Below are 14,888 nucleotides of genomic sequence, written 5' to 3'. Positions count from 1 at the left end.
TCTACCTTACTACCCCGGAATCACTACCCGGGACGAACCTTCGGATACTCGCGAAATCGAGCGGTCACGGTTCGCCCCGCTCCATTCGGTCGCCCCTCGTTCGGGGTAGGAGAGACGCCACACAGAGAGAATGCATGCGCCTGCAAGGTAGACCTCCATGAAAACGCCCATCACCCCACACGAGATCAAAATCACTTTCTGCACAGTGTCGAGTTCTATCTTGCTGTGCTCATCCATGGAGGCGCAGGCCGGTCCTGCGGCGGATGAAACGACCCCGTGGTATCGCGCGGATGTGCCGGTCATGACACTGCCCGTCACCGTCATTACCCCCGGCCCGCAACGCTTGAGCCCTCGCCCGGACTTGCAGGGGGCGAACCTGATCACTGAAGACCTCGCCCCGTCAGCCTGGGATGAGTTGTACGGCAGAAGTGCGCGTCAGGCACAAACCGATGTGCTGTCGTCGGGTTACACAACACCCGGCAGCGGCGACTTCAAAGGGCCAGCCGTACTGACTCTGCAAAGTGGCAGCCATACCCAGACCATCGGCCTGATCGGCGGCGTCAACCAGATTCAAGCCAATGGCAACGGCGTGCTCACCAGTCGCGCTTTGGCCGATCCGAACCGTGACACCCTCAATCTGCAAGGCCAGAGCCTCGGTGCCTACTACAGCCTCAGCGGTGGCCAAGGCTGGCACGTTGACCTTTCGGCCAGCGGAGGCCGGGTCAGCGGTTTCAGTCGCAACGGCCAAGGCGCACGGCAAGCCACCGAAGGCAGCGCCATGACCTTCTCGGTGGAAGGCGGTTTTCCGATTGGCCTGAGCGACAACTGGGTGGTCGAACCGCAGGCGCAATTGATCAATCAACGCATCACCCTCGACACGCCCTACGCCGGTTCCGGCAATGCCTCTTCCTCCGATCTGACGGCGTGGAGCGGCCGCGTCGGCGCACGGTTGAAAGGCAGTTACGATTTGAATGGCTTGCCGGTCGAACCCTATGTGCGCACCAACCTCTGGCACACCGTTTACACCGGCAATACCGTGACGCTGGATCAGGTCGACAAGATCAGCAGCAGCCGCAAGTCATCCACGGTTGAGTTGGGATTGGGCCTGGTGGCGCGGGTGACGCCGGCGGTGAGTCTGTATGTCAGTGCCGATTACAGCAGTGATGTCGATGACAATGATTTGAACGGGATCATTGGCAGCCTTGGGGTGCGGATGCGTTGGTAGCGTTTGGCTTGGCGGCGATAGTGTTTGTGCTGACGCCATCGCGAGCAGGCTCACTCCTACAAGGGGAACGCATTCCAAGTGTAGGAGTGAGCCTGCTCGCGAAGGCAGCGACGCGGTCTCGGATCAGCCTTCCGGTTTGAGGATCAACACCGCCAACGGCGGCAGGTTCAGCTCCAGCGACAACGACTGGCCATGGCTCGGCACTTCCTCGGTAAATGCCCCGCCGCCATTGCCATAATTGGAACCGGCATAGGTGTCGGCATCGCTGTTGAGCAATTCAGTCCAGCGCCCGGCAAACGGCACACCGACGCGATAAGCCTGACGCGGCACCGGCGTGAAGTTGGCCACCACCAGCACCGGTTTGCCGTCCTTGCTCCAACGCAGCCAGGCATAAACGCTGTTGATCGCATCGTCGCCGATCAACCACTGGAAACCCTGCGGCGCGTCGTCCTGATCGTGCAGCGCCGGTTCCTCGCGGTACAGCCGATTGAGGTCACCCACCAGTTTCTGCACACCTTTGTGCTCGGAATACTGCAGCAGATACCAATCCAGTTGCTGATCGTGATTCCACTCGCGCCACTGGCCAAACTCGCATCCCATGAACAACAACTTCTTGCCCGGGTGAGTCCACATGAAGCTCAGATAAGCGCGCAGGTTGGCGAATTTCTGCCAGCGATCGCCGGGCATCTTGTCGATCAGCGAATGCTTGCCGTGCACCACTTCGTCGTGGGAGATCGGCAGGATGAAACGCTCGGACCAAGCGTAGACCAGACCAAAACTCAACTCGTTGTGATGATGCGCGCGGTACACCGGGTCCTGCTGGATGTAATGCAGCGAATCGTGCATCCAGCCCATGTTCCATTTATAGGCAAACCCCAAGCCGCCCTGCTGCGTACTTTGGCTGACACCCGGCCACGCGGTGGACTCTTCAGCGATCACCAGCGCGCCCGGCGCTTCCAGTTCAACCACGTCGTTCAAGTGCCGGAGGAAGTCGATGGCTTCCAGATTCTCGCGGCCACCGTGGCGGTTCGGCACCCATTCGCCAGCCTTGCGCGAATAGTCGCGATAAAGCATCGAAGCCACCGCATCGACGCGCAGGCCGTCGACATGGAAATGTTTCAACCAGTGCAGCCCGGACGCAAGCATGTAGCCGTGCACCTCAGTGCGCCCAAGGTTGTATATAAGCGTGTCCCAATCCTGGTGAAAGCCTTCCAGCGGGTTGCCGTACTCGTACAGTGCGGTGCCGTCGAATTGCGCCAGACCATGGGTGTCGGTGGGGAAATGCGCCGGCACCCAGTCGAGAATCACGCCGATCTCGGCCCGGTGGCAGGCGTCGACAAATTCGGCAAACTGCGCCGGCGAGCCATAGCGCGCGCTCGGTGCAAATTGCGACAGCAACTGATAACCCCATGAACCACCAAACGGGTGTTCCATGATCGGCATCAGTTCGATGTGGGTGAAACCCAGTTCTTTCACATACGGAATCAGCCGCTCGGCCAGTTCCGGCCAGGTGTACTGGCGCGCCACTTCGCCGAGATCATCCAGCTCGCATTGCCAGGAACCGGCGTGCAGTTCGTAGATCGACAGCGGCGCCGAATGCTTGTGACGGTCACGGCGGCTGCTCATCCAGTCCTGATCCTGCCAGTCGATTTGCAACGGCTCAGCGACTTTCGACGCGGTGTCCGGCGGCAGGCTGGTAGCCAGCGCCATCGGGTCGGCCTTGAGCGGCAGAATCCCGTGGGCACCGAGAATCTCGTATTTGTACAACTCCCCCGCTTGCAGGCGCGGGATGAACAACTCCCAGACCCCGGACGGATGACGCAAGCGCATTGGATGCCGGCGGCCGTCCCAGACGTTGAAATCACCGACCACTGACACGCGCCGGGCATTCGGCGCCCACACGGCGAAACGCACGCCGTCGACACCATCCACGGTTTTCAGCTGGGCGCCGAGGCACGCACTGAGGTCGCGGTGATTGCCCTCGGCGAACAGATACAAATCCATTTCACCGAGCAGTTGACCAAAGCTATACGGGTCTTCGGCGACTTGCTCGCCGCCGGCCCAGCGCGTGCGCAACTGATACGGTCGCGCCTGATCGAAATGACCGACAAACAGCCCCGGTGTTTCGGTCTGCTCCAACGGACCGCGTTCTTCGCCGCTGTCCTTGTCCAGCACCACGACACTCAACGCACCGGGTAGATAGGCGCGAATAAACTGCCCGCCAGCGCCATCGCCGTGCGGGCCAAGAATGGAAAAAGGGTCGTGATGTTCAGCGCGGACCAAAGCGTCGATATCTTTCGCCGAGGGCAGCAGTGCTTCTTTGACCTGACCCTGTTCCTTGTTTGAGAAACTCATGACTACTCTCCACCAAGATCGGAAAAGGGTTTAAGCCCCGTCAATAACCCGTACAAACCGTGCAACGGCACGGGCAGCCACGTGGGGCGATTTTCGGCTTCATAGGCCACTTCATAGGCCGCCTTCTCCAGGCCGAACAGCGCAAGTGCTGCGTCGGCACCTTCAGGATCTTGCCAAGCATGATCAAGACTAGCTGCCGCACGGCGATATGCCTGAACAAATGCCTCACGGGCCTCACGCAGATAACGCTCGGCGACCAGACGCCGCGCGGTTTCAGACTCAGCGCTGTGGTCAACGTTGTGCACGTTGATGGTCATCGCTGCCGCATAATCGAACGAGCGCAGCACGCCGCTGACATCTTTGTACGGACTGTGTTTGCCACGGCGCTCGCTCAATGGCCGCGCGGGTTCACCCTCGAAGTCGATCAGATAGGCATCGCCCTTGATCACCAACACCTGGCCCAAATGCAGATCGCCATGGACGCGAATGCGCAAACCGCCGACGGCTTTCTTCGCCAGCTCCTGCACATGGGCGAGGATGGTTTTCTTCTCGTCGACCAGCCGTTTCACCAGTTTCTGATCCGCTGCGCTGAGTTCGCCCTGATGCTGCTTGAGCAGTTTCAAGGCGTGCTCGACCTGGGCCACAACATCCTTGCCCGTCGCCTGCATGTCCTTGGCCGTCGAAACCTGCGGCGCGAAGTCGGCATTGTCGGTAGGCGCGGCGAGCACCTTGTGCATCTCACCCAGACGCTGACCGAGCATGCCGGCAAAATCCTTCAGCTCACCGAGGGCGTTGTAATGCTGTTCCTGCTCGGACATGGCGTCGGCCAGTTCATCGCGCAACGCCCGTTCGAGGTTGTTCTGCGTCCATTCCCACGCATCGCCCTGATTGCTCAAGTAACCCTGAGCGATCATCAGCAGATTGTCTTCGCCCTTGCCATCGCGGCGGATCACCGAGCCGAGCAGCGGAGAGATATTGGCAAATCCGGCCTCGGTCAGGTAAGCGCTCATCTCCAGTTCCGGGTGTACGCCAGAAGCGACTTTACGTATCAGCTTGAGCACCAGGCTGTTGCCGATCACCACCGAACTGTTCGATTGCTCGGCGGACAAATAGCGCACTTCCGACTCGGCACCGAGGCCGAGTTTTTCCAGATGTGGGGTCGGCGCAAAGCGGATTTCGCCCTCAGCCGACTCCAGCACCGTGTTGTTCTGCATGCCTTGCAGCACTGCGCGAACAAACGCTTCGAGGCTGAACGCGTCGGTGATCAGACCGACTTGTCGTACACGGCGTACACGGGACAAGGCCAATTGCTGCGGCAACGCCGGGCCAACCTGATCTTCGGCAATAAAGCCGAACGGCAGTTGATAGCGACTGGTCTGCCCGCCACTGGTGACTTCGATCTCGCTGAGCAGCACCGGATGCTGCGCATCGCCAAATCGTACGCCGTAGGCCAGATGCACCTTGTCGATGGCCGCGTCCTTGCCGGCGAACCAGCGGCGATTTTGCAGCCAGCTCGGCAGAATGCTTTGCTCCAGCGTCGTGCGGGACGGCGCTTCGAGCAGTTCTTCCATGCGTTTTTTCAGCACCAGCGTGGTGAAGTCCGGCAGGCTCTGCGCCGGTTCGACGTGCCAGCTCGGCATCTGGTTTTCCGCCGCCAGCGCAAACCAGTAGAAACCGTACGGCGCCAGAGTCAGGAGGAAATTCAACTGACCAATCGGCGGGAACGCGTTACCGCCGAGCATTTCCACCGGCACCATGCCGACGTAGGCCGACAGGTCCAGTTCCACCGCTTGCGCACTGCGCGAGACGTTGGCCACGCACAGAATGATTTCGTGTTTGCCGTCGACATCGGTGAATTCGCGGGTGTAGGCCAGCACGCGACGGTTGTTCGGCGAGAGCATCTTTAACGTGCCACGGCCGAAAGCCTTCGACTGTTTGCGCACGGCGAGCAGACGACGGGTCCAGTTCAGCAGCGAATGCGGATCGCCGGACTGGGTTTCGACGTTGACCGACAGATAGCCGTACTGCGGGTCCATGATCGGCGGCAGCACCAGACTCGCCGGATCGGCGCGGGAGAAGCCGCCGTTGCGGTCGATCGACCATTGCATCGGCGTACGCACACCGTCGCGGTCACCGAGGTAAATGTTGTCGCCCATGCCGATTTCGTCGCCGTAATACAGGGTCGGCGTGCCTGGCATCGACAGCAGCAGACTGTTGAGCAATTCGATGCGACGGCGGTCGCGCTCCATCAATGGCGCCAGACGCCGACGAATACCGAGGTTGATCCGCGCACGGCGGTCAGCGGCGTAGTAATTCCACAGGTAGTCACGTTCCTTGTCGGTGACCATCTCCAGCGTCAGTTCATCGTGGTTGCGCAGGAAAATCGCCCACTGGCAGTTGGCAGGAATTTCCGGGGTCTGGCGCAAAATGTCGGTGATCGGGAAGCGATCTTCCTGGGCCAGCGCCATGTACATGCGCGGCATCAGCGGAAAGTGAAAGGCCATGTGGCATTCATCACCGTTAAGGCCCGCGGCATCGGTATCACCGAAGTACAACTGCGTGTCTTCCGGCCATTGGTTGGCCTCGGCGAGCAGCATGCGGTCGGGATAGTTAGCGTCTATTTCCGCACGGATCTGCTTGAGAACGTCGTGGGTCTCGGGCAGGTTTTCGTTGTTGGTGCCGTCGCGCTCGATCAGGTAAGGAATGGCGTCGAGGCGCAAGCCGTCGATGCCCATGTCCAGCCAGTAGCGCATCACCGAGAGCACGGCTTTCATCACTTGCGGATTGTCGAAGTTCAGGTCCGGCTGGTGCGAATAGAAACGGTGCCAGAAGTACTGGCCAGCGACCGGGTCCCAGGTCCAGTTGGACTTTTCCGTGTCGAGGAAAATGATCCGCGTGCCGTCGTATTTCTGGTCGTCATCCGACCACACATAGAAGTCCCGCGCCGCCGAGCCGGGCTTGGCCTTGCGCGCCCGCTGGAACCAAGGGTGCTGGTCCGAGGTGTGGTTGATGACCAGCTCGGTGATCACTCGCAAACCGCGTTTGTGCGCCTCGGCGATAAAGCGCTTGGCGTCGGCCATGGTCCCGTAATCGCTGTGCACCCCGCGGTATTCGGCGATGTCGTAGCCGTCGTCGCGACGTGGCGAGGGATAGAACGGCAACAGCCAGATAGTGTTGACGCCGAGGTCGGCGATGTAATCGAGTTTGGCGATCAGGCCGGGAAAGTCGCCGATCCCGTCGTTGTTGGAGTCGAAAAACGATTTGACGTGAACTTGATAGATCACCGCGTCCTTGTACCAGAGCGGGTCTTTGATGAAGGTGGCTGCCTTGGGTTTCTTCGCCATGTGAAACTCCTGTTCAATTCTAGAAAAGCCGTGAGCCGATCACCTGACTCGAAAACGCTGAGCAACCTGTAGGAGTGAGCCTGCTCGCGATCGCGGTTTCATATTCGGCAGAGTTGTCGCCTGCAAGATTGCTATCGCGAGCAGGCTCACTCCTACAATGGATCTGTGTTCAGGCAGTAATTCGCCAGATGCCAAACGGCTGATACGCAGGGTCCAGGCGCATGAACTGGTATTTGCCGTGCCAGTCCCAGCGATGCCCGTTCATCAAGTCTTCGCCGTGGGTCGTCGCGTCATCAGGCAGGCCCATTTCCCACAGCGGCAGTTCGAAATTCGCCTCCTGCACGTTGTGCGGATCGAGGCTGACCGCGACCAGAATGAAATTGCTGCCGTCAAAACTGCGCTTGCCGAAATACAGAATGTTGTCGTTCCACGCGTTGTAGACCTTCAGGCCCAGGTGCGTGTGCAGCGCCGGGTTCTGCCGACGAATGCGGTTGAGCTGGGCGATCTCGGCAATGATGTTGCCGGGCGCGGTGAAGTCGCGGACGCGAATCTCGTACTTCTCCGAGTCGAGGTATTCCTCTTTGCCCGGCACCGGCGCCGACTCGCACAGCTCGAACCCCGAATACATGCCCCACAGGCCCGAGCCCATGGTCGCCAGCGCCGCGCGGATCAGAAACCCCGGGCGCCCGGATTCGTGCAGGAACGCCGGGTTGATGTCGGGCGTATTGACGAAGAAGTTCGGCCGGTAGCACTCGCGCCACGGCGATTCATTCAGTTCGGTGAGGTACGTGGCCAGTTCGTTTTTGGTATTGCGCCAAGTGAAATAGGTGTAGCTCTGTGTGTAGCCGACCTTGCCCAGACGCGCCATCATCGCCGGCGTGGTAAAGGCTTCGGCGAGGAAGATCACTTCCGGGTACAGCGCCCGCACATCGGCGATCAGCCATTGCCAGAACGGCAGCGGTTTGGTGTGTGGATTGTCGACGCGGAAGATCTTCACGCCCTCCTCGACCCAGCCAATGACGATGTCACGCAGCTCGATCCAAAGGCTCGGAATCGCGTCCGGCGCATAGAAGTCGACGTTGACGATGTCCTGATATTTCTTCGGTGGGTTTTCGGCGTATTTGATCGTGCCGTCGGGGCGCCAGTTGAACCAGCCCGGGTGCTGCTTGAGCCACGGGTGATCCTGGGAGCACTGAATGGCGAAATCGAGAGCGATTTCCAAACCGTGATCGGCGGCGGCGGCCACCAGTCGGCGGAAATCTTCGCGGGTGCCCAGTTGCGAGTGAATCGCCTCGTGGCCGCCCTCCTCACTGCCGATGGCATAAGGGCTGCCCGGATCATCGGGGCCGGCGGTCAGGGAATTGTTGCGACCCTTGCGATGGGCGCGGCCGATCGGGTGGATCGGCGTGAAGTACAGCACGTCGAAGCCCATGTCCTGAATCATTGGCAGACGTGAGTGCACATCGTTAAAAGTGCCGTGACGGTGGGGATCGTCGGTGATCGAACGTGGAAACAATTCATACCAACTGGCGAACTCGGCCAGTTCGCGTTCGACGTCCATGGGGAATTCAGGACTGACGCTCAAGTAGGCGCGGTGATCGGCCTCAGCCATCAATTGCGCACTGCGCGAGTGCAGAAACAGCGCGACCTGCTCGGTTTCGAGCAACCCGGACAATTCGTGGTGCAACGCGGCAAGCTGTTCGCTGAGCTGCCCTTCGCTGCGTTCGGCGGCCTGTTGCACCATGCTCCGGCCTTCCTGCAATTCCAGCGAAACCGGAACAGCAGCGGTGTGTTTCTTCTCCAGCTCATACTGAAAACTGGCGAAGTGGTCGATCCACGCCTCGATGCAATACAGGTAGCGGCCCTGATGCTCAGGGCGGAACTGGCCTTGCCAGCCATTGTTTCCCTGATCGGCCATGACTTCGCTTTGCCAGGTCTCTTCGCCTTCCTCACACCAGCGGATGCGCACGGCGAGTTTGTCGTGACCGTCGGCAAACACCTTGCTGGTAACCACCACTTCACGGCCGGCAATCGACTTCACGGCGAACTGTCCGCCATCGAGCGTCGGCATGGTGTTTTCAATGACAATGCGCGGCAGCAGCAAGGCCTGCGACAGCGGCATGTGCGGGTTGTAGCTTTGTTCAGAGGGTTTTTCAGCAGTCATTGAGCATCTCTCCTTAACGCCCCAAGGACGCTCTTGTGCCGGTTCGGCGCTCACAATCGAGCGCCTGCCCGGAATGAACTCACTTAGGTTCCGAGCGACCGGTGCCGGGAAAAGTTCAGATGAAATTACCGTGTCGCAAAAGCGGATCGAATTGCGTGCAGGGTGGTCAATCCACTTAAGCACTTCTCACGCCATGTGCCACACGGAGGTCATCAGATGAACATCCCGATCCCGGCCGAAACGCCTGATCCGAACATCGACAAACCCACTTTGCCCGAGACCGAGCCGCAGCCGATTCCGGAGCAGGAACCACCAGGTACCACCCCGCCGCCGAAAGAAGAACCGCCTAGCACGATGCCGCCCGTTAGCGTGTAACTGACAGTGTGGGAGCTTGCCTGCAAGCGATGAGGCCAGACCAGTCACCTCTTCATTGCCTGATGCGCAGCTATCGCCAGCAGGCTGGCTCCCACAAATCGCCACAATCAGTGGTCATCAGTCTTCTCCTCTTCTTTTTCGAAGAGCTTCACGATCCGCGGCATCACGCTGAAAATCCCCAGCGCGAGAAAGGTACTGAGCAGCGCCGTCGCTTCCCTGCCCAACCCCGCCGCGACACCAATGGCCGCCGTCATCCACAACCCGGCCGCCGTGGTCAGGCCTTTGACATGGCCCTCATCGCCTTCCTTGTTTTTCAGGATAGTCCCGGCACCGAGAAAGCCGATCCCGGCAATCACCCCTTGCACCACGCGACTCATCGCATCGGACTCGGCTCCGGACGTCTGCGGCACCAGCACAAACAGCGCCGCCCCCAGCGCTACCAACATATGCGTGCGCACCCCGGCCGCCTTGCCTTTATGCTCACGCTCGAACCCGAGAATGCCGCCCAGAATCGCCGCCATCAGCAGGCGCACGGTAATCCGCGTCAATTGCGAAGCGTCGCCAACGTCGGCGAACTCCGCTTGCAGGGTTTCCCACACTTCATGCCACCACGCGTTCATCGTGCAGTCCTTGTTATTGGGTCTATAGAGGATGGACAGCGGCGACCATTAATCAGTTGCGCAGAACGATCAGCGTAGCGTGCGCCCTAACGTTGCAGACCTCCCTGAAAAAAGGACTGCCCCTATGCCTCTTCGAGTCGATGAATCCAACCCCGAGCAAAAAGTGTGTTTTTTCACCGTCGAGAATGGTGAAGAAATCCGCATTTGCGACACCTTGGAAGTGCGCACGGACAGTGACAAGGCCATGTCGTTCGTGGAAATAGAAGGCCGCCGCGTTTACATCACCGAGGCAGAAGCCGACGAATTGACCGTCGCAGGCGCCAAGGACGGCCGCAAGCATTTGAAGGCCGACGAGAGTGGTTCGGTGATTTGACTGACCTTGATCAACACCCCGCGCAAACGTCTGCGATAGGCGTTTGCGCCTTTACCTACGGGTTGCTTCAAGTTGTCGCAGGCATTGCGCAAAATCACATCTGATCCGCTTTTTATTGAAATACCTGAGTCTGTTATGCAAACAGATCGACGCTCATAGTGCTCTGGCCTGATGGAGGCTGATGAGCGAATAACCATGAGCGAACAAATCCCCGTCCGAACCGTAGAAGCATCCCCAACTATCAAAAGTGTGCCCGCACGCCCAATGAAGGCGACGGCCAAGTCCAGCGACAACCAGATCCACACCCGCAGCTTCACCGGCCTTTTCCGCACCCTGCGCATGAGCGGTGCGGGATTTCTGTTCGTGCTGTTTTTCGGCACCGTGTGGCTGAACTGGGGCGGACGTCAGGCAGTGCTCTGGGATCTTTCCGAAAGCAAATTTCACATCTTCGGCGCGACGTTCTGGCCGCAGGATTTCATTCTGCTTTCGGCGCTGCTGATCATCGCCGCGTTCGGCCTGTTCGCCATCACCGTGTTTGCCGGCCGGGTCTGGTGCGGCTACACCTGCCCGCAGAGTTCGTGGACATGGATTTTCATGTGGTGCGAGAAGATCACTGAAGGCGAGCGCAACCAACGCATCAAACTGCAAGCCGCGCCGTGGAGCCTGAACAAACTGGCCCGGCGCGCGGCCAAGCACACCTTGTGGCTGGCGATCAGCGTGCTGACTGGCCTGACTTTCGTTGGTTACTTCACGCCGATCCGGCCATTGGCCGAAGAACTGCTGACCCTGCAAATCGGTGGCGTCAGTCTGTTCTGGGTGCTGTTCTTCACTGCCGCCACCTACATCAACGCCGGCTGGCTGCGTGAGGCGGTGTGCATGCACATGTGCCCGTATGCGCGGTTCCAGAGCGTGATGTTCGACAAGGACACCCTGGCGATTTCCTACGATGTGGCCCGTGGCGAGAACCGTGGCCCGCGTAAACGCGATGTGAAACCGCTCGAGGCTGGCCTCGGTGATTGCATCGACTGTCAGTTGTGCGTGCAGGTCTGCCCGACCGGCATCGACATCCGCGATGGCTTGCAGATGGAGTGCATCGGTTGTGCCGCGTGTATCGACGCCTGCGATTCGATCATGGACAAAATGAACTACCCGCGCGGTTTGATCCGCTACAGTTCCGAGCGCGAATTGCAGGGCGGCAAGACCCACCTGCTGCGTCCGCGTTTGATCGGCTACAGCGTGGTGCTGGTGGCGATGATTGGCGCGCTGGCATGGGCGCTGGTTGAGCGGCCGATGGTCTCGCTGGACGTGACCAAGGATCGCGGCTTGTTCCGTGAAAACGGTCAGGGCCAGATCGAAAACATCTATAGCCTTAAAGTCATCAACAAGACCCAGCAACGCCAGGACTACAACCTGACACTGGTGGAGGGCGACGGTTTCCAGCTGCAAGGCAAGACCGAGCTGAGCCTGGCCCCGGGGGAAATTGTCGATGTGCCGGTGTCGGTGGCGATGACCACAGAGCGCCCGGCCAGCAGCTCGCAGACCTTGAGTTTCAAGATTGCCGACAGCGATGAGCCTGAGGTTTACAGCGTGGCGAAGAGCAGGTTTGTTGCGCCGATGAATCGCTGAGCCGTTAGAATCTTTTCCCCTCACCCCAGCCCTCTCCCGGGGGTAGAGGGGGCCGACCGAGGTGTCTGTCGCTATACATCGACCTGACAGACCGAGTCGATTATGGATTCAGCAAAACACTTTCAGGCGAGTCGATTATGGATTCAGCAAAGCATTCTCAGGCCGAGTCGATTGGGATTCAGCAAAACACTTTCAGGCCGAGTCGATTGTGGATTCAGCAAAGCACTTTCAGGTCGGTGTAGTTCACAAGCATCCCCCAATCAGTCCCCTCTCCCTCTGGGAGAGGGCTAGGGTGAGGGGCAGTTCTCCTGACACACCTCATCATCAACCAGCACCAAGGCTCCTCGATGAAACGCTACGAAAAATTCGCCGACGACATCGCTGAACTGATCCGCTCCGGCGTCCTTGGCCCCGGCCAGCGCGTGCCTTCGGTGCGTTACGCCAGCCAGACCTACGGCGTCAGCCCGTCCACGGTGTTCCAGGCCTATTACCTGCTCGAACGCCGTGGCCTGATCCGTGCTCGGCCGCGCTCCGGCTACTTCGTCAACACCCATGCGCCGAGCCCGTTTTCCGAACCGGTGATCAGCAGCCACGTCAACGACTCCACCGAAGTCGACGTCAGCGAACTGGTGTTCTCAGTACTCGATTCGATCAAAGACCCGAGCACCATCCCCTTCGGCTCGGCATTCCCCAGCCCGACCCTGTTTCCGCTGCAACGCCTGTCGCGCTCGCTGGCCAGCGCCGCCCGCGAGATGGACCCGCGCATGGTCGTCACCGACATGTCGCCGGGCAATCCGCAACTGCGCCGGCAAATCGCTCTGCGCTACATGGTCGGCGGCCTGATGCTGCCGATGGAAGAATTGCTGATCACCAACGGCGCCCTCGAAGCGCTGAACCTGTGCCTGCAAGCCGTGACCGAACCCGGTGACCTGGTGGCCATCGAAGCCCCGGCCTTCTACGCCAGCCTGCAAGTACTGGAACGGCTGAAACTCAAAGCCGTGGAAATTCCCGTGCACCCGCGCGATGGCATCGACCTCGGCGTGCTTGCGCAAACCCTGGAACGCCACCCGATCAAGGCCTGCTGGTGCATGACCAGTTTCCAGAACCCGATGGGCGCAACCATGCCCGAGGCGAAGAAACAGGAATTGGTCGAACTGCTGCGTCGCCATCAAGTGCCGCTGATCGAAGACGACGTTTACGCCGAGCTCTATTACGGCCAGCAGGCACCGAAACCGGCCAAGGCCTTCGACACCGAAGGCCTGGTGATGCATTGCGGCTCGTTCGCCAAGAGCCTGGCCCCCGGCTATCGCATCGGCTGGGTCGCCGCCGGGCGTTATGCGCAGAAAATCGAACGGCTGAAACTGATGACTTCGCTGTGTGCCTCGATGCCGGCGCAAGCGGCGATCGCCGATTATCTGCAACACGGCGGCTACGACCGGCACCTGCGCAAACTGCGCTACGCACTGGAAGAACAGCAGAGCGCGATGCTTGCTGCGATTGCCCGTTACTTTCCGGCGCAGACGCGGGTCAGCCAACCGGCCGGCGGCTACTTCCTGTGGCTGGAATTGCCACCGCAGATGGATTCGCTGAAGTTGTTTCAGATGGCACTGGCGCAAGGCATCAGCATCGCGCCGGGGCCGATTTTCTCGCCGACGCAGCGCTTCAGGAATTGTATTCGGTTGAACTATGGCAGCCCTTGGACTGAGGACTCGGAGAAGGCGATGGAGACGTTGGGGCGGATTGTGCGGTCGTTCTGACAGATTATTGCTGCCCCGTCAGAAGCTATCGCGAGCAGGCTCACTCCTACAGGGGAACGCATTCCAAATGTAGGAGTGAGCCTGCTCGCGATAGGGCCAGAGCGGCCACCGCTGAATTAACGCCCGCCACCCAAATCAACAAACGTCCCGGTCGCATACGACGCCTTGTCCGACAACAACCAGACAATCGCCTCCGCCACTTCATCCGGCCGGCCGCCACGGGCCATCGGAATCGCCGACTCCAGCTTGCTGACCCGATCCGGATCACCGCTCAAGGCATGGAAATCGGTATAGATGTAGCCTGGGCGCACGGCGTTGACCCGAATCCCCTCACCCGCCACTTCCTTGGACAAGCCAATGGTGAAGGTATCGAGTGCACCTTTGGACGCGGCGTAATCAACGTATTCGTTTGGCGAACCAAGACGCGAGGCCACCGACGACACATTGACGATACTGCCGCCCTGCCCGCCGTGCTTGGGCGACATGCGCAGGATCGCGTGCTTGGCGCAGAGAATTGGCGCCAGGACATTGGTTTTCATGATCTTGAGAATGCGAAATTCGGACATTTCGTCGACCCGCGACTTTTGCCCGACGGTGCCAGCATTGTTCACCAGGGCGGTGACGCGACCCAATTCAGTATCGACGCGATGGAACAGCGCGATGACTTCGTCTTCGATGCTGACGTCGGCGCGCACCGCGATGGCTTGTGCGCCTAGTGCGCGGACTTGCTCCAGCACGCTTTGCGCGGCTTGTTCATCCGACTGATAGTTGATGCAGATCCGATAGCCTTGCTCGGCAGCCAACAACGCCGTAGCGGCGCCAATCCCGCGGCCGCCACCGGTGATCACAATGACTTTATCCATGCTGGCCTTTCCCCCAAATGCACACGTAACAGTCGGGGGGAAGAATAACCGCCATTGGCGGGTTTTGCATGAGCTCTGTTGTGTCGGGCCGGACACCTTCGCGAGCAGGTCGAATCGTCGCACCGTCGCTCCCACAGGGGTATGCATTCCAAATGTGGGAGCGAGCCTGCTCGCGAAGAACGATAA

10 protein-coding genes are annotated in these 14,888 nt (G+C 59.8%); 5 read left to right on the top strand and 5 right to left on the bottom strand.

The genetic code is table 11. The features are described from left to right. The first annotated feature begins 157 nt into the window (after positions 1-157). Positions 158-1,225 carry an autotransporter outer membrane beta-barrel domain-containing protein gene (locus KBP52_RS02395; protein ID WP_212621949.1) on the top strand — a complete coding sequence of 356 codons (1,068 nt, stop codon included), beginning with the start codon at positions 158-160 and terminating at the stop codon, positions 1,223-1,225. Positions 1,226-1,348: 123 nt separating this feature from the next. Here the strand turns inward: KBP52_RS02395 and glgB are convergent, their stop codons facing one another. The 3 genes from glgB to KBP52_RS02380 form a co-directional block, all read right to left on the bottom strand. Then, positions 1,349-3,580 carry a 1,4-alpha-glucan branching protein GlgB gene (glgB, locus tag KBP52_RS02390; protein WP_212621948.1) on the bottom strand — a complete coding sequence of 744 codons (2,232 nt, stop codon included), beginning with the start codon at positions 3,578-3,580 and terminating at the stop codon, positions 1,349-1,351. A 2-nt stretch (positions 3,581-3,582) separates the two neighbouring features. Beyond that, the gene (gene treS / locus KBP52_RS02385; RefSeq protein WP_212621947.1) at positions 3,583-6,924 is read right to left on the bottom strand and encodes a maltose alpha-D-glucosyltransferase; all 3,342 of its coding nucleotides are present in this window, start codon (positions 6,922-6,924) and stop codon (positions 3,583-3,585) included. Between the two features lie 169 nt (positions 6,925-7,093). Beyond that, positions 7,094-9,088 (bottom strand): alpha-1,4-glucan--maltose-1-phosphate maltosyltransferase, encoded by a 1,995-nt coding sequence (locus KBP52_RS02380; RefSeq protein WP_212621946.1) that lies wholly within the window; start codon positions 9,086-9,088, stop codon positions 7,094-7,096. A gap of 216 nt (positions 9,089-9,304) precedes the next feature. Here KBP52_RS02380 and KBP52_RS02375 point away from each other — a divergent pair, with 216 nt between their 5' ends. After that, positions 9,305-9,463: a hypothetical protein gene (locus tag KBP52_RS02375; RefSeq protein ID WP_212621945.1), complete on the top strand. Its 159-nt coding sequence runs from the start codon at positions 9,305-9,307 to the stop codon at positions 9,461-9,463. Positions 9,464-9,570: 107 nt separating this feature from the next. Here the strand turns inward: KBP52_RS02375 and KBP52_RS02370 are convergent, their stop codons facing one another. Next, the gene (locus KBP52_RS02370) at positions 9,571-10,083 is read right to left on the bottom strand and encodes an MgtC/SapB family protein (protein ID WP_077572699.1); all 513 of its coding nucleotides are present in this window, start codon (positions 10,081-10,083) and stop codon (positions 9,571-9,573) included. Between the two features lie 124 nt (positions 10,084-10,207). Between KBP52_RS02370 and KBP52_RS02365 the strand changes: the two genes are divergently transcribed. The 3 genes from KBP52_RS02365 (at position 10,208) to mapR (ending at position 13,839) form a co-directional block, all read left to right on the top strand. Beyond that, positions 10,208-10,456 carry a DUF3203 family protein gene (locus KBP52_RS02365; RefSeq protein WP_212621944.1) on the top strand — a complete coding sequence of 83 codons (249 nt, stop codon included), beginning with the start codon at positions 10,208-10,210 and terminating at the stop codon, positions 10,454-10,456. 195 nt (positions 10,457-10,651) lie between these two features. Then, a complete protein-coding gene (ccoG, locus tag KBP52_RS02360; protein ID WP_123593351.1) occupies positions 10,652-12,082 on the top strand; it encodes a cytochrome c oxidase accessory protein CcoG in 1,431 nt (476 codons plus the stop codon). A gap of 347 nt (positions 12,083-12,429) precedes the next feature. After that, a complete protein-coding gene (mapR, locus tag KBP52_RS02355) occupies positions 12,430-13,839 on the top strand; it encodes a GntR family transcriptional regulator MpaR (RefSeq protein ID WP_034155962.1) in 1,410 nt (469 codons plus the stop codon). A gap of 116 nt (positions 13,840-13,955) precedes the next feature. On the opposite strand, the gene KBP52_RS02350 is transcribed toward mapR, so the two are convergent. Beyond that, a complete protein-coding gene (locus KBP52_RS02350; protein WP_038368973.1) occupies positions 13,956-14,702 on the bottom strand; it encodes an SDR family oxidoreductase in 747 nt (248 codons plus the stop codon). Between the last annotated feature and the right edge of the window lie 186 nt (positions 14,703-14,888).

Origin of the sequence: Pseudomonas sp. SCA2728.1_7 (assembly GCF_018138145.1) — a bacterium.
Lineage (GTDB): Bacteria > Pseudomonadota > Gammaproteobacteria > Pseudomonadales > Pseudomonadaceae > Aquipseudomonas > Aquipseudomonas koreensis_A.
This window is presented reverse-complemented; position numbering and strand designations above follow the sequence as displayed.

Coding starts and splice junctions, on each gene's coding strand:
- KBP52_RS02395 (WP_212621949.1), top strand. CDS start 158: ATGAAAACGCCCATCACCCCACACGAGATCAAAATCACTTTCTGCACA.
- glgB (WP_212621948.1), bottom strand. CDS start 3,580: ATGAGTTTCTCAAACAAGGAACAGGGTCAGGTCAAAGAAGCACTGCTG.
- treS (WP_212621947.1), bottom strand. CDS start 6,924: ATGGCGAAGAAACCCAAGGCAGCCACCTTCATCAAAGACCCGCTCTGG.
- KBP52_RS02380 (WP_212621946.1), bottom strand. CDS start 9,088: ATGACTGCTGAAAAACCCTCTGAACAAAGCTACAACCCGCACATGCCG.
- KBP52_RS02375 (WP_212621945.1), top strand. CDS start 9,305: ATGAACATCCCGATCCCGGCCGAAACGCCTGATCCGAACATCGACAAA.
- KBP52_RS02370 (WP_077572699.1), bottom strand. CDS start 10,083: ATGAACGCGTGGTGGCATGAAGTGTGGGAAACCCTGCAAGCGGAGTTC.
- KBP52_RS02365 (WP_212621944.1), top strand. CDS start 10,208: ATGCCTCTTCGAGTCGATGAATCCAACCCCGAGCAAAAAGTGTGTTTT.
- ccoG (WP_123593351.1), top strand. CDS start 10,652: ATGAGCGAACAAATCCCCGTCCGAACCGTAGAAGCATCCCCAACTATC.
- mapR (WP_034155962.1), top strand. CDS start 12,430: ATGAAACGCTACGAAAAATTCGCCGACGACATCGCTGAACTGATCCGC.
- KBP52_RS02350 (WP_038368973.1), bottom strand. CDS start 14,702: ATGGATAAAGTCATTGTGATCACCGGTGGCGGCCGCGGGATTGGCGCC.